This window comes from Psychrobacter sp. NPDC078929 (genome assembly GCF_050267985.1).
In the GTDB taxonomy this organism is placed as follows: Bacteria; Pseudomonadota; Gammaproteobacteria; order Pseudomonadales; family Moraxellaceae; genus Psychrobacter.
Genome location: NZ_JBNNFX010000010.1, coordinates 68,330 through 86,383, shown reverse-complemented (window position 1 = coordinate 86,383; position 18,054 = coordinate 68,330). Strand labels below are relative to the sequence as shown.

The 18,054-nt window shown below is 43.3% G+C and carries 17 protein-coding genes and 1 pseudogene; 10 read left to right on the top strand and 8 right to left on the bottom strand.

Annotation, left to right across the window (positions count from 1 at the left end):
* Positions 1 to 405 precede the first annotated feature (405 nt).
* From ACQKCG_RS07540 to ACQKCG_RS07510, 7 genes are all read left to right on the top strand, one after another.
* Positions 406 to 1,626, top strand: coding sequence for an efflux RND transporter periplasmic adaptor subunit (locus ACQKCG_RS07540; protein WP_101206081.1), 1,221 nt, complete (start codon positions 406 to 408; stop codon positions 1,624 to 1,626).
* A 258-nt stretch (positions 1,627 to 1,884) separates the two neighbouring features.
* On the top strand, positions 1,885 to 2,607 hold the full coding sequence (locus tag ACQKCG_RS07535; RefSeq protein ID WP_057761578.1) for a response regulator transcription factor: 723 nt from the start codon (positions 1,885 to 1,887) through the stop codon (positions 2,605 to 2,607).
* An 85-nt stretch (positions 2,608 to 2,692) separates the two neighbouring features.
* A complete protein-coding gene (locus ACQKCG_RS07530) occupies positions 2,693 to 4,822 on the top strand; it encodes a sensor histidine kinase (protein WP_101206024.1) in 2,130 nt (709 codons plus the stop codon).
* A 256-nt stretch (positions 4,823 to 5,078) separates the two neighbouring features.
* Positions 5,079 to 5,849, top strand: a complete 771-nt coding sequence (locus ACQKCG_RS07525; RefSeq protein WP_057761581.1) for a methionine ABC transporter ATP-binding protein — start codon at positions 5,079 to 5,081, stop codon at positions 5,847 to 5,849.
* Positions 5,850 to 5,868: 19 nt separating this feature from the next.
* The gene (locus ACQKCG_RS07520; protein WP_057761583.1) at positions 5,869 to 6,555 is read left to right on the top strand and encodes a methionine ABC transporter permease; all 687 of its coding nucleotides are present in this window, start codon (positions 5,869 to 5,871) and stop codon (positions 6,553 to 6,555) included.
* A 170-nt stretch (positions 6,556 to 6,725) separates the two neighbouring features.
* Entirely contained in the window at positions 6,726 to 7,703 is a 978-nt protein-coding gene (locus ACQKCG_RS07515; RefSeq protein ID WP_101206025.1) for a MetQ/NlpA family ABC transporter substrate-binding protein, read from the top strand.
* A 327-nt stretch (positions 7,704 to 8,030) separates the two neighbouring features.
* A complete protein-coding gene (locus ACQKCG_RS07510; RefSeq protein WP_101206026.1) occupies positions 8,031 to 8,879 on the top strand; it encodes an aldo/keto reductase in 849 nt (282 codons plus the stop codon).
* Between the two features lie 100 nt (positions 8,880 to 8,979).
* Here the strand turns inward: ACQKCG_RS07510 and ccmE are convergent, their stop codons facing one another.
* The 5 genes from ccmE to ccmA form a co-directional block, all read right to left on the bottom strand.
* Positions 8,980 to 9,480, bottom strand: coding sequence for a cytochrome c maturation protein CcmE (ccmE, locus tag ACQKCG_RS07505; RefSeq protein ID WP_101206027.1), 501 nt, complete (start codon positions 9,478 to 9,480; stop codon positions 8,980 to 8,982).
* Between the two features lie 243 nt (positions 9,481 to 9,723).
* Positions 9,724 to 9,945 carry a heme exporter protein CcmD gene (gene ccmD, locus ACQKCG_RS07500; RefSeq protein ID WP_101206028.1) on the bottom strand — a complete coding sequence of 74 codons (222 nt, stop codon included), beginning with the start codon at positions 9,943 to 9,945 and terminating at the stop codon, positions 9,724 to 9,726.
* A gap of 16 nt (positions 9,946 to 9,961) precedes the next feature.
* Positions 9,962 to 10,750 carry a heme ABC transporter permease CcmC gene (gene ccmC / locus ACQKCG_RS07495; RefSeq protein ID WP_101206029.1) on the bottom strand — a complete coding sequence of 263 codons (789 nt, stop codon included), beginning with the start codon at positions 10,748 to 10,750 and terminating at the stop codon, positions 9,962 to 9,964.
* A gap of 286 nt (positions 10,751 to 11,036) precedes the next feature.
* Positions 11,037 to 11,744, bottom strand: coding sequence for a heme exporter protein CcmB (locus ACQKCG_RS07490; protein ID WP_101206082.1), 708 nt, complete (start codon positions 11,742 to 11,744; stop codon positions 11,037 to 11,039).
* A gap of 84 nt (positions 11,745 to 11,828) precedes the next feature.
* Positions 11,829 to 12,458 carry a heme ABC exporter ATP-binding protein CcmA gene (gene ccmA / locus ACQKCG_RS07485; protein ID WP_101206030.1) on the bottom strand — a complete coding sequence of 210 codons (630 nt, stop codon included), beginning with the start codon at positions 12,456 to 12,458 and terminating at the stop codon, positions 11,829 to 11,831.
* 162 nt (positions 12,459 to 12,620) lie between these two features.
* Here ccmA and ACQKCG_RS07480 point away from each other — a divergent pair, with 162 nt between their 5' ends.
* The 3 genes from ACQKCG_RS07480 (at position 12,621) to ACQKCG_RS07470 (ending at position 15,658) form a co-directional block, all read left to right on the top strand.
* Entirely contained in the window at positions 12,621 to 13,730 is a 1,110-nt protein-coding gene (locus ACQKCG_RS07480) for a hypothetical protein (RefSeq protein ID WP_227522966.1), read from the top strand.
* A 30-nt stretch (positions 13,731 to 13,760) separates the two neighbouring features.
* Entirely contained in the window at positions 13,761 to 14,615 is an 855-nt protein-coding gene (locus ACQKCG_RS07475; protein WP_101206031.1) for a YbjN domain-containing protein, read from the top strand.
* A 128-nt stretch (positions 14,616 to 14,743) separates the two neighbouring features.
* Positions 14,744 to 15,658, top strand: a complete 915-nt coding sequence (locus ACQKCG_RS07470) for a histone deacetylase family protein (RefSeq protein WP_101206032.1) — start codon at positions 14,744 to 14,746, stop codon at positions 15,656 to 15,658.
* A gap of 58 nt (positions 15,659 to 15,716) precedes the next feature.
* Here ACQKCG_RS07470 and ACQKCG_RS07465 read toward each other — a convergent pair whose 3' ends face one another.
* The 3 genes and pseudogenes from ACQKCG_RS07465 to coaBC form a co-directional block, all read right to left on the bottom strand.
* Positions 15,717 to 16,499, bottom strand: coding sequence for a sulfite exporter TauE/SafE family protein (locus ACQKCG_RS07465; RefSeq protein WP_101206033.1), 783 nt, complete (start codon positions 16,497 to 16,499; stop codon positions 15,717 to 15,719).
* Between the two features lie 91 nt (positions 16,500 to 16,590).
* Positions 16,591 to 17,205, bottom strand: coding sequence for a phosphopantothenoylcysteine decarboxylase (locus ACQKCG_RS07460; protein WP_424505569.1), 615 nt, complete (start codon positions 17,203 to 17,205; stop codon positions 16,591 to 16,593).
* A pseudogene (coaBC, locus tag ACQKCG_RS07455) lies at positions 17,200 to 17,997 on the bottom strand (bifunctional phosphopantothenoylcysteine decarboxylase/phosphopantothenate--cysteine ligase CoaBC); the annotation flags it as partial. The gene ACQKCG_RS07460 and the pseudogene coaBC, both read right to left, overlap by 6 nt.
* Between the last annotated feature and the right edge of the window lie 57 nt (positions 17,998 to 18,054).

The window sequence follows — 18,054 nt, the reverse complement described above, 5'->3', positions numbered from 1 at the left end:
ATCCAATAAAAAAGTCACATATAACAATGATTCCAATTAATCATAAATCCGTTCTTTGACATATAAATAGATTAGAGTTCAAATAAAAGGCATCGTTATTATAATTTTGTATTGTATATAACTGGCAATCATATTACTGAATAATTTTCATTTGTAATAAAAATGTATCAGTATATTTTATAGTGTTTGTTTTAGCATAGTTATTATTGCTTTTCCAGTAATTAGCAAAATTATGTTCGAACTCATTAGTATCATAAATAACTGTTCTTATTTATTAAAGATATAACTTCAACTCTGCTTAGTATTCGATTCATCAGCTTTCTTAAGTTTAGTAAATATTTTACAGTCGTTCCACCACGTTACAATTCACTATATAATAATATGACGATTACAATGGTGACTGTTATGACAGCTTCTAGACATTTAAGAAAAATCCTCTATTTATTCAGCGTGCTATTTATCGCTGCTTGTCAGCCGTCACCTACAAATGAATCAGCCGTTACTGACACTGAAGCAGAAACCGCAGACACGCCACTTATCATCACAAGTGATAGTGTCACAATGACGCCAGAACATATCTTGAGTATTAAACCTTCAAGGTATCAGCCGAGTCTCGGATTACAAGGTAATATCGAACCTATCAAGCAGACCACATTTGTTGCGGTACATCCGATTCGTATAGAAAAAACACTGGTTAGTGAAGGTCAATGGGTAGAAAAAGGCACGCCATTGCTTGTCTTTAGACGTACGGGCACGGCTAGCAAAGCTGAAGATTTGAAAAAGCCTGAACAAGGTAATTCAGAATCAGGGGGTACTAATCAAAACAATCAAGAAGATACGCAAAACTCTGATGCTAACTCCGCACAAGCTGCGCCAGACGCAGATATCGCTGTTGTAAGAAAAACTGACAGTGATAAAACGTTAGAAGCAAATTCTGCGATAGATACTGATAGCAACATCACTAATCAAAATGCAGACATTAATACGGCTAAACAAGATGCGCAGTATAATTCGATTACCATTCATGCTAGTTTCTCAGGGCGAGTAGAAAACTTATCTGCTGATGCAGGACAACAGTTGGCGGCGCGCGCGTCTCTACTACAGATCAGTGACGAGACCAAGCTGCACTTTATGGCTACCCTGCCTATACAAGCAAAACCACAGCTCTCCGTTGGTCAGACAGTCAATTTTACCACCGATGGTATCTCAGACAAGTTTACGGGACAGGTCAGCAAACTGGTATCGACCAGTCAGCCCAAAAAGCTCTTGGTCTATGTTAATGTCATCGACAACGAAGTAAGTCGTGATAAGTTACTGCCAAATATGAAAGTCACAGGCCGCGTCAACTATGGTCAAATAGATGTAGGTACTATCGTACCTAAGCGCGCGCTACATGATGTTGATCTGACAGAGTTGCAAACTCCTCCTTATATGCCGCTACAACCATTGACTGCAAATGTTTGGATTATAGGTCAAGATCAGCGTTTAACACGCCAACCTATTGAGGTAGTGGAATACGATCCTACTACGCAGCAGTATTTGATAGCAGGGGTGAGCAATGATAGCTTAATTTGTTTGGCTGACTTACCTGTTGATTCTAAAGGTAAAAAAGTTATTGTGTCGTAATAGTTTACGTTGACAGTTACATTGCGTAGAAACATTAACAAAGCTTCTCTTGTTTTGTAACAGCATAATTAGGCAATATGACCCTACTATATATAGCATTATCCGAGTATTAAAATACGACTCACATTTAATTATGCGCTATTCTGTATATTTGAAAACGTAGAGGCTTAATAGTTTAATTATTTATTATTACCAACAGCCATCATTACCAAAAACGTTATACTTTTATAAATCACAATACCAATTAGAGGACACCCCATGAGTAAGCAGATTTTATTGATTGAAGACGATCCAGATTTGGCTGAGCTGATCAGCGATTATTTGACCATGAACTATTATGACGTGCATCATGCTGGTCTTGGTCAAGAAGGTCTCGACTTATTAGACACCAAAGAGCGCGATATTGACTTGGTTGTGTTGGATCTTATGCTACCTGATATGGACGGTATGCAAGTGTGTCAAAAGATTCGTGGCAACAAGAATAACATGACCAATAAAGTGCCTATCATTATGCTGACCGCAAAAGGCGATACAACCGATCGCGTGTTGGGGCTGGAGATGGGTGCTGACGATTATATTGCCAAGCCTTTTGAGCCACGTGAGCTTTTAGCTCGTATTCGTGCGGTTATTCGTCGTCATGAGCAACCAAATCAAGCCGATAGCCAATCAGACAGCCTAACTTTCGGTCGTTTGAGTGTGTTCCCTGATAGTCATGAAGTCACTATCGATGACCAACCAGTACGTCTGACCACGCATCAATTTCAGTTGTTACATTACTTTGCCACTCATTCTGGCAAAGTATTGAATCGTGAGCAACTCTGGCAAGCGATGCCAAATGATGACAGCTCAGACAATATTGACCGTGCAATTGATGTACATATTTCGCGTTTACGTGCTTTGATCGAAGACAATCCACGCCAGCCAAAGCGTATTATTACCGTACGCGGCGTCGGCTATCAATTTGCCACTGATCAGGTGTAATCGTAAAGGATGCCTAATTAGCTGACTCATGGTGTAAACTCTGTACTATGAGTCGGTACAAGCGTTTAATAATAGAGATCGTTTAATGCAGCAATTGGGTTTTCGTTCCGTATTTGCCAAACTATTTGCCAGCGTTATGCTGGCACTTACGTTATTTGCTGTGGCAATGGTGCTGTTGACCCAACTTGTTCATGACAAAGACGCTGGTATTCGCTCAGAGATATTAGCCACACAGATCTTGGGTCAAATCGATCCATTCTTGCATGAATTGAATATTTCTATCAGCAAAGACAATCATTTGCAGTCGCGTTTTATGCTGGCGGTCGTTAAGAAAAGCTTCGATATTTTTGATGAGTCACTGCAAGCAAAAATGGGATTGTATGACAGCGAAGGTCGGCTGCTTATGCAAACTGACAACAGTGACCTACCCCTAGAGCTTCCCCCTACTCCTTCTTTATTCTCACGCGTTTTTCCATCACTTGCAGATACATCACCTACTAAGCAAGCTCAAGTATATAGCAGTACAGGTTATACCTTACTGTATGAATCACGTCTAACGCCTAAAAAACCTGTCCTTTCTGCAGCCTTGAACTTATTCACTGGTACGCTACTACTCTTGCTCATTATGGCAGGTGTACTATGGTTGATTGCCCGGACGATGACATGGCGTATTGACCAGTTAAGCCAACAAATGACTCAATTGGGTGATGGTGATTTTACGGTGCGAGTGAATGCGCGTGGTAATGATGAAATCGCTGCATTAGCACGCGGATTCAACCAAGCAGCACAAAAAATTGAACACTTAATTGATGCCAATAAATTGCTACTGGCACATGCCTCTCATGAACTGCGTACACCGATTACACGTATCCGTCTACAGATTGAAATGATGGATATGTTGGCTGGTGCGCTACCAACTGATACCAAAGCAAAGTTCGATAAACGTGCACAAGCAATCAATAGAGACTTGTCAGGTCTTAATGACTTAGTAGAAAGCATATTACTGGTTAGTCGTTTGGATGCAGGTCATGCCTTACAGCAAGTTGAAAACTTAGATTTATACGATTTGGTAAATCAAGAGCGTCAGCATTACCCTGAAGCCACGCTGATTGGTGAGCACATCGTAATAGATGGTCAGTCATCAATGTTGACTCATTTGATTCGTAACTTACTTACCAACGCTATGCTACATGGCAAGCCACCTGTTACGGTATTGCTATACGGTGTTCAGAGCATAGAAGAAGCTGGAACTGTGCCTGACTATCTATTACAAACAGTGCTATGCAGCAGCTTTGTCGATTACAACAGTTTAGACTTTGACGATTATGAAGAAAACGCTGATGCCAAAGTAATTGAACACCAAACTGCTAAGCATGAAGCTACTAGTTCGGTTGACAAAAATAAATCAGATACAACTGACTCAATAGCAGAGCTACCGACGCCTATCATCTACAGAAACGGTGAGGATATAGTTGCTCGCAATGAGAACAACGAGAGCAATGATGAAGTCAGTATTGACGACGATTTTTCAGATGACAGCTTGATAGACAATGCTAGCAAACCCCAACCTACTACTAGTGAATCATCACTACTTGCTGACTATTACAGCTTTACCAGTGAGTTGACCGACAGAATTAAGAAAGTTATTTGGAAGGCTGTTCCAGACTCTACTGAACCTGCTAGCGACGCCGATAATACCAACAATGCTAACGTGACTGAAGTAGCATCAACAAGCTCTATAAGCAACGTAGAAAGCGAGAATACTGGCATTCTTATCGAGAACAGTGTTCAAAAATCAGATAGTTCTATTACTGATGCCGCTACTAAAAATAACGGCTCAAATAATACGAAAGATGACGCCAAATCTAATAGCTCAAACAATGAGAACTCAGGCGCAGTCGTGCGTAAAGAAGGCTTATTTGCTAAGCATATGAAGAAAGCCAAAACTGAACCCGAACGTCCACTGCCAAAATATGCCGTGCTGGCTGTAATCGACGAAGGCACTGGTATCCCTGAAGGCAAGCGGGAAGAAGTCTTTAGCCCATTTGTACGTTTACAGCAAAAAAACAAAGGCTCTGGATTAGGGTTATCGTTAGTCTCACAAATCGTTACCGCTCATCAAGGGCGCATTATTACAGATACGCTAAATGGTCATACTAGATTTTTGGTAACCATCCCAATTCATCATGACCCTCATTACAACTATCACGAGTAATCAATCCCCATCGTTATATAGATAGCTATCAAGCTATCGCCTTCACACTTGCCATTTTAACTGCTTATTCTTAATAGCTATTAATCATAAGCCGGACACGTATGTGCATATCCAAAGTGCCTGATAATATGCTATATTACCGCCCCTTATTATACGGTTATTGACTGTTGTCGTTTTGACAAGCTTCTTACATATTGAAAGAGGTCTGATGACGCGTTTTTAACCATTAAAAAATTTATTAAATTTTGAGCCCTCCATGAATGACATGATTGTCTTAAACGATGTGACCAAAAGTTTTTTAAGCGACCGATCAATCAAAGACAAAGACGGCAAGCCACATTGGTTTACCGCTGTTGAGCCGACATCTCTGACTATCAAACAAGGCGAAATCTTTGGTCTAATGGGTTATTCAGGTGCAGGTAAATCTACCTTATTGCGCCTAATCAACATGCTTGAACGTCCAGATTCAGGTCAAGTCGTGATAGACGGTACTGACCTAACCACGCTGTCTGCCAGTGAGCTGCGTATTGCCCGTCATAATATCGGTATGATTTTTCAGCAGTTTAATCTGATGTCTAATCAAACGGTTTTTGACAACGTGGCATTTAACTTAAAAATCTCTGGTTATCCAAGTCGCGACATTCATAAGCGCGTTATGGATTGTCTTGCGATTGTTGATTTGACCGATCGTGCTGGTCACTATCCTGCGCAGTTGTCAGGTGGACAAAAACAGCGTGTGGGTATTGCCCGCGCGATTGCCCCTAGTCCAAAAGTATTGTTGGCCGATGAGCCAACCAGTGCGCTTGACCCTGCCACGACCCGTAGTTTGCTGACTTGTCTGCGCGATATCAATGAGCAGCTTGGCGTGACTATCGTCATCGTGACCCATGAGATGAGTGTTATTCGTAGACTTTGTGATCGCGCAGCGTTATTGCATCAAGGACAACTATTAGAAGTTGCGGATGTGCGAGACGGTCTGATTCAGGCAACTACCCCGATTGGCAAAGGCCTAGTCGTCGAGGACTAATGAGGCAGGAGAAATAGATATGTTAACTGGTACTGAATTATCCGCCTCTATAGACAAGTTACTTGTGTTACGCAAAGAGATCGTGAGCGCATTTATTGATACGTTTGTGATGCTTGGTATTTCCACCACGGTCGCAATCGTCATCGGTGGACTGTTTGGCGTATTCTTGTTTTTGTCTAGTGATCGACAGTTTTTGCAAAACAAGACGTTGTACGGTGTGCTTGGCGGTATTACCAATTTTATGCGTGCCTTCCCTTTCGTGATTTTGATGATTGCGATGAGTCCGTTTACCAAGGCTATCGTTGGCACAGGTATCGGACCGATCGCTGCATCACTGGTACTTGCTATCGCTGGTTCGTTTTATTTTGCGCGTTTGGTCGAGCAAAATTTGCGTGAAGTGCCGCGCGGTATTATCGAAGCAACCGAGTCGATGGGTGCCAGGCCTTTTACCATTATTAAAGTATTACTTAATGAAGCGCGCTCAGGTTTAGTATTGTCAGTCACTATTCTTTGTATCAGCTTGCTCTCTTATTCAGCTGCCGCTGGTATGATCGGTGGTGGCGGTTTGGGTGATTTGGCCATTCGTTATGGCTATTATCGCTATCAAACCGAGGTAATGATTTTTATCGTGATTGTACTATCAATCATGGTCGTCTCGATTCAAGCCTCTGGTAACTGGCTCGCCAATCGTTTAGACAAACGTTAAACCGCTTTAGAGAATACTTGACTTTACGAGCGACTAGGTTTATTTTTGGCAACACTCAACCCTTATCTCAGCTCTTACAACAAAAGCAGCATTACTATTTATAATGTTGCTTTTTTAATGTTCAGACGATAAACGTTTTACTCAACCCCATTCATTATTAAGGACATATTATGAAATTAACAGATATCAGCCGTCAGTTAGCTACCGCATTTGCCGCTGTTGGTGTATCAGGTCTAGTTTTAGTTGGTTGCAGCAATTCATCAGCGCCAGAAGCAACTAAAGAGCCAGTAACCGAAGGTGCCACTGCAGAAACTGCCGCTAGCGATATCGATCCTGACCATACCAAAATTGTTATCGGTACGACTGAGGGTGATTTTGCTGATATGGTTCGTAACCAAGTAAAAGGCACGCTTGAAGCTCAAGGTTATGAAGTTGAGTTGATTGCTTTTACTGACTATGTCCGTCCTAACCTTGCATTGGCTGAAGGCGATTTGGATATCAACATTTTCCAGCATAAGCCTTATCTTGATACCTTCAAAAAAGAAAACAACCTTGATTTGGTTGAAGTATTCCAAGTACCAACCGCACCGCTTGGCATCTACTCAGGTAAAAAGACTAGCCTTGACGCTGCATTTAAAGGTATGAGTGTTTCTGCACCAAACGATCCTAGTAACTTTGCACGTGCTTTGGTTATGATGGATGATCTTGGTTGGATTACCCTAAAAGACGACATCGATCCATTGACTGCGTCAAAAGCTGATATTGCTGACAACAGCAAATACGATATCGAAATCGTTGAGCTAGAAGCTGCTCAATTACCACGCGCACGTGATGAAGTTGACTTCGCAGTTATCAACGGTAACTATGCTACTGACTCTGGTATCAAATTGACCGAAGCATTGTTCCAAGAGCCAAGCTTTGCTTATGTAAACTGGTCAGCGATCAAATCTGCTGATACTGGTAAAAAATGGGTTGAAGATGTGACCAACGCTTATAACTCAGAAGCTTTCAAAAAGTACGCTCATGAAACGTTCCCTGGCTACAAGTACCCAAAAATCTGGGGTACTGATCATAGCGCACATACGGACACTGCTGCTAAAACTGAAAGCGCTGACGCTCCAGAAACTACAGAAGCTGCTGCTCAATAAGACCTTAAGTCTAAAACACCTAGTTTTTCAGGTGTTATGATTAATAGAAACGCCCATTACTTAAAGTGATGGGTGTTTTTTTGTCTTTAATTTTGGGAGTGCTGTTTTCCAATACCGTTATCAAAAGACTAACTGTGCATTAAGCAACTATTAAAAATCACGTTACAGCCTGTTTGCCCTTTGTAGGAAACCGTCACTCACGCTTCCACTTGTCCTTGGTTTTTCCTATAGTGGACAGGCTCAATAGTAATTTACTCGTTAGACCATACTATTGATGACATTTAAAACTAATGAAAATTATAAGACACACATAACAAGGATAATAATATGAGCGCTAAAAACTATAATATTCGTACCGCTGGACAAGCAAACATCCCCATCCTAGGGCTAGGTACTTGGCAGTCAACTGGGCAAGACTGCGTAGATGTGGTCAAAAAAGCGTTAGAAATGGGGTATGAGCATATCGATACCGCTCAAGCTTATGGCAATGAAAAAGAAGTTGGCGAAGGTATCAGACAGTCAGGCGTGGCTCGTGATAAGTTCTTTTTGACTACCAAGATTTTTCCAGATGATATGAAGTTTGAGCCAGAAAAACTGGTCGCAGCAGCAAAACGTTCTTTGGAAGATTTGGGTACAGATTATGTCGATCTATTGCTATTGCACTGGCCTGATGACCGCGTACCGTTATCTGAGACCATTCCTGCGCTGTGTGAACTCCAGAAGCAAGGTTTGACGCGTCATATTGGTGTTTCAAACTTTAATATTGCTAATATCATTGAGGCCAAGAAATATGCTGATGTGCCTATTGTCGTAAACCAAGTTGAGTTTCATCCGTTCATTAAGCAAGATACATTACAAACCTTTTTGAACAACCATCATATTTTGCTAGAAGCTTACTCACCACTCGCTCGTGGCGATGTATTCGACAATGATGTTATCAAAGAGATTGCGGATAAGCACAACGTAACACCAGCACAAATCTCACTAGCGTGGATCTTATCAGACAAGCATCGTGTGGCTATTCCGAAAACGTCTAACCCTGATCACTTGGAAGGCAATCTAGACGCCATCAAGGTTGAGTTAAGTGCAGATGAGTTAGAAAAAATCGGTAACTTAGCCAGCTCTGACGGTCGTAAAATTGAACATCCTGACTATAGTCCAGTATGGGATGACTAACAGGGTTAATAAGTACGATTAGCTGATTAGCTAAACCAAGCTCAATAAAAAGCCACCGATAATCGGTGGCTTTTTTATATGATATGAAAACTTATAATCATTACTGTTGTAGCGTTTCAGTCTCATGAATTTTTTCAGCAGGGTTATACTGTTCAGAAGAAGGTATCGCTCCGCTGCGATTATTTTCTTTCATAGATTTAGCAACTTCTGGTGGCATATAGTTTTCGTCATGCTTAGCCAATACTTCCCCAGCAACAAAAGTATCGCCTTGCATTTTACCCGTAGCTACGACGCCTGAATTTTCAGCAAATAAGTCTGGCAGGATACCTTGGTAAGTCACTGGCACGGTTGATTGAAAATCAGTAATCGCAAACTCAACATTTAATGGATTGTCTGCTGCACGCTGCACACTACCTGCAACCACCATACCACCAGCACGAATACGTTTGTCTTGAGGCGCTTCACCTTGGGCAATCGCAGTTGCATCAAAGTAGTAGTCAGTTTGCTGCCCGATGGCATAGATAACCAACATAACTGCTACTGCCGCACCTGCCAGCGTAAACATAACCCAAGTCAGTTTTTTCCGACGAACTGCATTCATACCACTACCCCATTAATGAGTCACTGTTTTATAAACCATAATCAATCTACAAAACAGAAAAGTTTGAAGAAACTACCATTAGAAAAACGTTTTGAAAATGTCTTTCTAATCGTACTCTTCTAATCGCTATATGGTAGCATTTTTCAGACAAATCAATAAGCCTCATCACTGCCTATAAGGTCATATTTTTGTCAGTGTAAGGATACGGTTTCTTACGCTAAAACTCTGATATTAAGATGATTTTTATTCAGCTTGTTTAGTCGCAGGCGTTGAGGTTTTGGTGGTTCGCTGTGCTTGACGCGCTTGCTGGATAGTCAGCTGTTTGATAAGTGACTGTCGTTGTTTGCGGCTATAGATAATAAACGCCAACATCACGCCAATCGTTATCGCCCAGCACGACCACACAAAAACCCCATGCTTACCCATGGCGAAAAACTCAGATACGCTATAAAAGTAAGGCTGCATAGTATTTTCCTAGCCGTTATTTGTATTGACCACGAATGTATTCTTTGACCCACGCTTTGCCTTGATCGCGGTATAAAATCAACGTGTTGGTACGATAAATCGCTAATGTCGCAACCAGTAAATAGCTGCCGATAATCATCAGTAATAAGGGCATCCACATATCTGCCGACATCTTTGGTGCGGCGGTCAAGCTAAAGGTCGCGCCTTGATGCAAGGTATTCCACCACTCTACTGAGTACTTGATAATAGGCAGGTTCACTGCGCCCACGATAGATAAAATAGCGGCCGCTTTACCACGATTGGCCGTATGCTCAAAAGCAGCAAACAGTGCCATCACGCCCGCGTACAAAAACGCTAATATCAACATTGACGTAAGGCGTGCGTCCCATACCCAGTAAGTACCCCATGTTGGCTTTGCCCAGATAGAGCCTGTAAGCAAACTAATGACACATAGCAAAAAGCCCATTGGGGCAAGTGCCTGCGCTACCAAACTGGCCGTCTTAATCTTCCATACCAAATAGATCACCCCCAAGACTGCGAGAGAAAAATAGATAGAAATGGCAAGACTGGCCGCTGGAACATGGATAAATATAATGCGATAGCTATTACCCTGAAGATAATCAGGCGGCGCAAAAGCAAGGCCCCATACGCTACCAATGAGCAAACAGAGACCGGCTAATATCGCTAACCACTTGACCCAAGGGCTAAAGATACGAAAAAACTGCTTGGTACCCACAGTGGTCAAGAAACCCTGCCAAATGCGCTGCCACAAGCTAGGGGATGAGACGTTATTCAGGTTGGGCATGGGAAGAAACCTATTACACAGCTTACTGGCGATAAATGATGTGGTCTATAAAAGCACCACTATCAACTCACCTGCTGGCGTTAAACACTGGATAGAATCTACAGAGAGCTGTTTACGTATTCAGTTGACTATTATAGCAAAATTGCCAGTTTTCACCACGATGTTAATACATGTGATGCAGATAACTAAATTTCGATGACTGGATTTAGATGGCTAGGTTTAGATAACTGGGTTTAGCTAATCAAATTTCGACAACTGGACTTTAGGATTGCAACAATCAAATCGTTTAATTGAGCCATGACATTTTTAAAGTTGTAGCAATCACCCAAGGCATAACCAAGACAGAAACAATACTTCCTGCTAGCAACAAGGCCAAAATAGGCAAACCGTTCAGCCCAGAAGCGAATAAATCAACCGCACCTGTAGCAAAAATCAATACTGGCAACTGCATCGGTAAAGCAATCAAAGGCACCAATACTGCCCCATTCTTTAACGATAGCGTCAAACTACTGGCAATCGCGGATAGCATTAGGAGCATTGGACTACCTGTCACGATGGACGCCATCAATATCCACGCTTCAAACCAACTAAGCTGAAATAACGGCACGGCAAGCAAACTAAGCGCCGCCACAATACCACTGCTAAAAATCCAGTGAATGACCAGTCTAATCAGCACCCATAACGGTAGTGACGCTTTGGCCACGACCAATTGTGCAAGCGTACCATTATCAAGCGCAGGCTTGAATAATCCATCAACGCCCATTACCAGTGACAGCAACGCAGCAATCCACACTGCTGATACGCCCAGACGCTGCAATAGCGCAGACTCACTACCCACTGCCAACGGAAACAAAGTAATAATCACTAAGAACAGCACCAACGGATACAACCATTGCACCGCTCCTTGCTGCTTGACTTGCCATTCGCGGCGCCACAGCTGCAGGAAGCCAATACTGCGAGGTGCTACGACAATAGCATTTGTACTTTTATTCATGGCTGCTACTGATCCTACTTGTATTGGACTGTCTGTCATTATTTGACCTTGCACATATATTAATGGTACTGATATCAATCAAACTTATACCATGTAATCTGACAAATCGAGCACTTGATTGGCGACACCGACTGCTTGATGGCTGGTCATTAGTATCGACCCGCCAGCCTGTGCAAACTCGCATAACCGCGCTTCCATACGTGCCACCATATCAACATCCAGCGCCGTGAAAGGCTCATCAAGTAACCAGAGCGGTGTCACGTCAGGAGTTAACAAGTACAATCTGGCCAGCGTGATACGCCGCGTTTGCCCAGCGGACAGATGACTGGAGCTGATCGTTTCAAACCCTTGTAGCCCAACCCATGTGAGTGCATCATCAATATCGGTAATACTTGGCGTGATGCCATATAAGTTCAGTAGAAACGTCAGGTTTTGTGCCACTGTCAGATTTGGATGGATGCCCAACTGGTGCGAGACATATAAAGGCTGGATGGGCAGGCACGATTGTCCTTGATAAGTAACTTCACCTGACAAAACAGGTAACAACCCAGCCAACTGCATGAGTAACGTGGTCTTTCCCGTCCCATTTGCCCCGATTAGATGGCAAATACTACCCGTAGATAGCTGCAACGCAACTCCTTCGCACAGCGGTATCTCACCGCGCTGAACCGTCAGCTCATCAAGTGCAAGTAAAGGCGTACCCAAAACCGTCATCAAAACCTCTGGTTATTTATCAAGCAGCAGTCAATATTCATCACAAACAAAGGCAATGTTCGTGGCATAATACCGTATGCTCGCTACAAACACACAGTATAACAAATTGTCGATTACTCTGACTTCAAAAAGTACGACCTCAAAAAAATACGACTTTAAAATATGACTTCAAAACCTATGCCGACTTCACAAGATAGCCAAAAACATAATACTGCTGCAGAGACTAAAAATGACAACGCAGACACTAACTTGTCAAAAGAGCCATCAGCCAGCCGTTTGACAGTAGATAGCTTGATCGATGCTCAAGTCAACTTTATGCAACGGTGGTTGCACAATCAAGCTGAGCCACTAGCGATGGAAGCTTGGCAATGGTTTGGTGCGCAACCTTTAAGCAAATACATCACCTGTGACCATTTACAGCAGCTGATGAAAGACTGGCTATTAAATCAGCCGATGACCGAAGTCATGCGTACCGACATCCGTGATATTTTGCATACTATTATTTATCACCCAGTTAATGACAACGTGCCTTTGTCTGAGCTGGTCGATGATGCCCAAGTCGAAACTCTGGCCAACTATATCGGTAGCCATGAGCAGCAGCGTAACATATTGATTCATACGTTGGTCGGTAACGAAACCTTTGCAAATTTATTGACCCAAACACTTTATCACGCTATCAATGACTTTATGGAAAGCACCCTCGATAAAGCAGGTGGCGTTGGTAAATTGATGAAGCTTGGGCGTAGCTCTTTCGAAAAGGCGACCAACAGAAACCTCGATGAAAAACTGCAAACCTACTTGCATCGCAATATCAAAGATTTGACGCGCAAAGCCGAAGCCAATGCACAGGAACACTTATCGAACGAAGAAGTGGCGCGTCTGATGGTTATGGGCTGGGATCGCATCAAAGACCAACCGATTAGTGAGATACAAACCTACTTAAGCGATGAGCCTGGTAATAGTAGCATCGACCATATCGAAGCCAGTATCCAACAAAGCTATAACCGCCTGCGACTGTCACCGTATCTGCACAGCTTAGTCTCGGCAAGCATTGACACTTGGTATGCCAATCATCAGTCTGACACGTTGGCGACCATTGCGGCGAGTTTGCACATTGACGAGGCGGCCATGAAACAGTGCAGTACAGCTCTACTGCCTATCGTGTACGATGCTCTTGAGACGCCTTGGTTGACGGCTCATATTCGTGAAATGCTAACAGCGTTCTATGCACAGCCTGCTATCAAAGAAGGTTTGGCATTCACTCACGATTAATTTATAACCCTTACTTGTCAGCATACTATTATGAGTCAACGCAATAAACTTAGCTTGTGGCAAAAGATCAGACGGTTACTGACTGCTTCCGCACCGCAGTCAGTCATCGATGGCGCAAGCGAGCAAGGGCGTGCATCACTTGCTGACAGCGAGATTAATAATACAAAAAATATATCGGCTGATATTTCTAATATCAGTTCTCAAGCTACTAACAGTACTGTCTCTGATACCTCTCATGAATTAGAGGCAAATCAAGGAAGCGGACAGGATAACGCTCAAGCACAAGCAGATACACATCAACTCAAAACCGATAACTTAAAAACCGATAGCGCAAATGCAGAACCTCAAAACCAAAGTGACACGCCTATCGTCGACTGCTTAAAGCAATACTTCAATGACAAACAGTGGCACTACACGCATTATAGACCCAAAACCAACGACAGCCAGAAGTCACATCATTTATCCTTGAGAATGCGTCATAAGCAAATAAACTGTGGTTATCTGTTTCGGGTGCAAGAAAAAAACAAACTATTAGCCATTTATGGCATCCTGCCATTTTTGATACCAGAAACTCATCAAAGTGCCGCGATGCTACTTATTACCCAAATCAACTATGACATGCTAGTCGGTAATCTAGAGATGGATGTCAACGATGGTGAGATACGCTACAAAAATGCTATCGATGTCGAAGCGGTTGGTATAGATAATGAGATCATTGAGCATTTACTCCAAAGCGTGGTTGCGATGACCACGGTCGCCAATGAGCTATTTGGCAACTTGGTTAATAATCAAGACCCTGCCGAAAACATGCAAACGCTACTTGTCGAGCTACGTCAACAGTCAGACGCGCGGACATTCTTTTTGCCGACTCAGTTTGTTCAATAGCTCAGTTTGTTTGATAATTAAGTTCATTCGATGAACCGGTTTTTCAATCAAGCCATAATCCGCGATAGCTGATACTTATCCCTTTATTTTTCTATCCAAAAAACCATCAATACTAAGCTAGAAATCTTATGCTAAAAATTGCCTACTCTGACGTCTTTCGCTACTCCGTGCCAGAAAAACATCGCTTCCCCATGCAAAAGTACATTATGATCCCTGAGCGTCTACTGGCAGAAGGCACTATCAGCCAAGATAACTTCTTTGCCCCTGCTCGCTTGAGCGAAGATGAGATTTTGACCACGCATACCGCAGAGTACTGGTATCAGCTTAAAACCCAAACACTGCCGCGCAAGGCTGCTCGTGCTATCGGATTTGAGATGACACCGCAGTTGGTAGAGCGTGGTCGTTATATTGCTCATGCAACGTATGAATGCGCGCTATATGCTCAGCAATATGGCGTGGCGATGAATGTTGCAGGCGGTACTCATCACTCCTTTGCTGGTCATGGAGAAGGCTTTTGCGTATTTAATGATGTTTGTATCGCTAGCAACTTACTATTAAATCGTGGACAGGCACAGAAGATTTTAGTTATCGATTTGGATGTTCATCAAGGCAATGGCAACGCCAGTATCATGGCAGATGAACCACGCGTTTTTGTTTTTAGCATGCATGGTGCAAAGAACTACCCGTTTCGTAAGCAAGTATCAGACTTAGATATTGAGCTAGACAATGATACCGGTGATGCTGAGTATTTACAGATATTAGAAGACACGCTGCCACGCTTAATCGCTGAGGTTGCACCAGATATGATTTTTTATCAGTCTGCTGTCGACGTGCTCGCTACTGATAAGTTGGGCAAACTTGGTTTGACACAAGCAGGGTGCAAGGCGCGTGACGAATATGTTCTGCAGCAAGCAAAAGCCGCCAATATCCCTGTCGCTATCGTGATGGGTGGCGGCTACTCAGAAGATATCGAAGACGTGGTCGAAGCGCATTGTAATACCTTTCGTTTGGCACAGCAGATATTTTTTGAGGAATTGGTCTAATAAAATATTGCTGAAAGGTAAAGATGAGTCCAGCGTTGGGATGGCTCATATATTCTATCTATAACAATGCCGTAATGCCTTGCCAACCGACACGTATTCCAAGCACGATTAAAATCAATAAAATAAGCTGACGAAAACGCGCTTGCGGTAAATAGCGACGCAAACGGATTCCAACCAAAAGAGTCACTATAGATAGCACACTTAAAAAAGTAATCAGCTGCCACTCACCACTGCTCAGTGCCATGATAGGCTCACGCAACACGATAATTTGAGCAATCTTTCCCAAGAAATAGCACATGTTACCGACTTTGGCGATGGTGTTTTTATCGTCACTGGCAGACAGTAGATACATCATCAGTATGGTCGACATTGCATTGGTCGAGCCGCCAATGACGCCTGCACCAAAGCCGACGGCAATCAACATAGGCTTGGTGTTTGGTAAACGGATTTGTTTGCCAAGTAAGCTACTCACAACGTAGAAGGCAATGACCGCGGCCAACAATAAGAGGATATAAGCGCTATCGACCCATAGCAAGAGTTTCGCACCTAAAATGCTACCTAGCAGGCTGGTAAGCGCAAGCAACCAATAGCGTCTGCCGTAGTAGATAAAGTTTTGCCAAATGGTGCGTTCACCGCCTACTAGCCATGTCATCACATTAACGACTAGCGAGGGGAAAATCACTAACACAATAGCGTGTTGCAATGGGTACATACTAGCAAGTGCAGTAGTCGTTACTAGCGTTGCGCCAAGTCCGCTAATGCCATGCAGCAGTGAGGCAAGCGCAAAAATGATCGTCAGCACTAGCATCTGAGTGCTATCGTTACCAGCTATATTCATCATATCGGTCACACCATTTTAGGCTCAGCGTCTGTATCTACACACTATCTACACACTATCTACATGCTAGCTATCAGATTTAGCGCCTGTAGCTCTAACTATCTTTACGTTGACCGATTGCTTGACCAATAATGCTAGCCAGTTGCTCAGCAATTTTATCTTTACTGGTCTTCTCAAGTGTTACCGCGTCACGCTCATAGCGCTCAGAGAAAAACACCTGCATCGCATTGTCATCACTAGCAAAACCAATATCTGCACGTGAGACATCATTGCAAGCAATCATATCCAAATCTTTTGCGACCAACTTACCACGGGCATAACGTTCAACATCTTGCGTTTCTGCTGCAAAACCAACGACAAATAGCTCTGGATGCGCAAGAGAAATCGTTGCCAGAATATCAGGGTTTTTAACCAGACTGAGCGTCATGGCATCTTGTGTCTTTTTAATTTTTTGCGGTGCGGCTTCTTCCGTACGATAATCTGCCACGGCTGCAGTGGCAATAAAGATATCTGCTTTCACAAATTGTTTGTCATCATAAGACTGTAGCAAGTCATGATTGTCGTTATGGTCGCTTACATCATCACCGCAACCACAGTCGCCATGATGATGCTCGTGAGAATGGTTATGAGAGTGATCGTGCGTATGCTCATGAGAATGGTCATGCTCCTCTTCAAAGACTAATTGAAGCTCGCTATGCGTACCTTCCACACATTGCTGCGCCGCTATCAGCATATCTTCGGCAGACAGCACATCGATCCGTGTGACATTAAGCGGCGTGGGCAATGCCACCTTACCACCAGCAATTAAGACAACGTCGGCACCAGCAGCCACACAGGCGCGCGCCAATGCAAAGCCCATTTTTCCTGAAGAGTGATTAGACAAATAACGCACAGGGTCGATCGCCTCTACTGTTGGACCTGCAGTAATGACTACTCTTTTTCCTGCCAGCAATTGCGGCGTCGTGTTCATCGCTATGAACAGTAAAACCTCACCCAATAACTGCTCAGGCTCAGGCAATCGCCCTGCTCCGACATCACCGCACGCTTGCTCACCGCTAGCTGGCTGGATAATCTGATAATTCATATCGCGCAAGGTTTGCACATTTAGATTGACCGCTGGATGCGCCCACATCTGCTGATTCATGGCAGGAGCAATAATGACAGGCGCTGTAGTGGCAAGGCACACTGTAGTCAATAGATCATCAGCCATACCCATGGCCAGACGCGCAAGCGTATTGGCTGAAGCAGGTGCAATGACGATTAAGTCGGCCCACTTGGCCAGCTCAATATGCCCCATGCCTGCCTCTGCCTGCTCATCGAGCAACGACACGTGCACCTCGTTACCCGTCAACGCCTGTAGAGTCAGCGGTGTGATAAATGCTTGTGCACCTGTCGTCATGATAACGCGCACATCAAAACCCGCTTTAATCAATAAGCGGGCAAATATAGCAGATTTATAAGCGGCGATACCGCCAGTAATAGCAAGCACAATATTGGACATAAGCGTGGCATCAACAAAAAAGTGAAAAGATAAAATTGCGCTTATAGTAACAATTAT

Excerpts from the sequence above, each read along its gene's own strand:
- ACQKCG_RS07540 (WP_101206081.1), top strand. The coding sequence starts at position 406 with ATGACAGCTTCTAGACATTTAAGAAAAATCCTCTATTTATTCAGCGTG.
- ACQKCG_RS07535 (WP_057761578.1), top strand. The coding sequence starts at position 1,885 with ATGAGTAAGCAGATTTTATTGATTGAAGACGATCCAGATTTGGCTGAG.
- ACQKCG_RS07530 (WP_101206024.1), top strand. The coding sequence starts at position 2,693 with ATGCAGCAATTGGGTTTTCGTTCCGTATTTGCCAAACTATTTGCCAGC.
- ACQKCG_RS07525 (WP_057761581.1), top strand. The coding sequence starts at position 5,079 with ATGAATGACATGATTGTCTTAAACGATGTGACCAAAAGTTTTTTAAGC.
- ACQKCG_RS07520 (WP_057761583.1), top strand. The coding sequence starts at position 5,869 with ATGTTAACTGGTACTGAATTATCCGCCTCTATAGACAAGTTACTTGTG.
- ACQKCG_RS07515 (WP_101206025.1), top strand. The coding sequence starts at position 6,726 with ATGAAATTAACAGATATCAGCCGTCAGTTAGCTACCGCATTTGCCGCT.
- ACQKCG_RS07510 (WP_101206026.1), top strand. The coding sequence starts at position 8,031 with ATGAGCGCTAAAAACTATAATATTCGTACCGCTGGACAAGCAAACATC.
- ccmE (WP_101206027.1), bottom strand. The coding sequence starts at position 9,480 with ATGAATGCAGTTCGTCGGAAAAAACTGACTTGGGTTATGTTTACGCTG.
- ccmD (WP_101206028.1), bottom strand. The coding sequence starts at position 9,945 with ATGCAGCCTTACTTTTATAGCGTATCTGAGTTTTTCGCCATGGGTAAG.
- ccmC (WP_101206029.1), bottom strand. The coding sequence starts at position 10,750 with ATGCCCAACCTGAATAACGTCTCATCCCCTAGCTTGTGGCAGCGCATT.
- ACQKCG_RS07490 (WP_101206082.1), bottom strand. The coding sequence starts at position 11,744 with ATGAATAAAAGTACAAATGCTATTGTCGTAGCACCTCGCAGTATTGGC.
- ccmA (WP_101206030.1), bottom strand. The coding sequence starts at position 12,458 with ATGACGGTTTTGGGTACGCCTTTACTTGCACTTGATGAGCTGACGGTT.
- ACQKCG_RS07480 (WP_227522966.1), top strand. The coding sequence starts at position 12,621 with ATGACTTCAAAACCTATGCCGACTTCACAAGATAGCCAAAAACATAAT.
- ACQKCG_RS07475 (WP_101206031.1), top strand. The coding sequence starts at position 13,761 with ATGAGTCAACGCAATAAACTTAGCTTGTGGCAAAAGATCAGACGGTTA.
- ACQKCG_RS07470 (WP_101206032.1), top strand. The coding sequence starts at position 14,744 with ATGCTAAAAATTGCCTACTCTGACGTCTTTCGCTACTCCGTGCCAGAA.
- ACQKCG_RS07465 (WP_101206033.1), bottom strand. The coding sequence starts at position 16,499 with ATGATGAATATAGCTGGTAACGATAGCACTCAGATGCTAGTGCTGACG.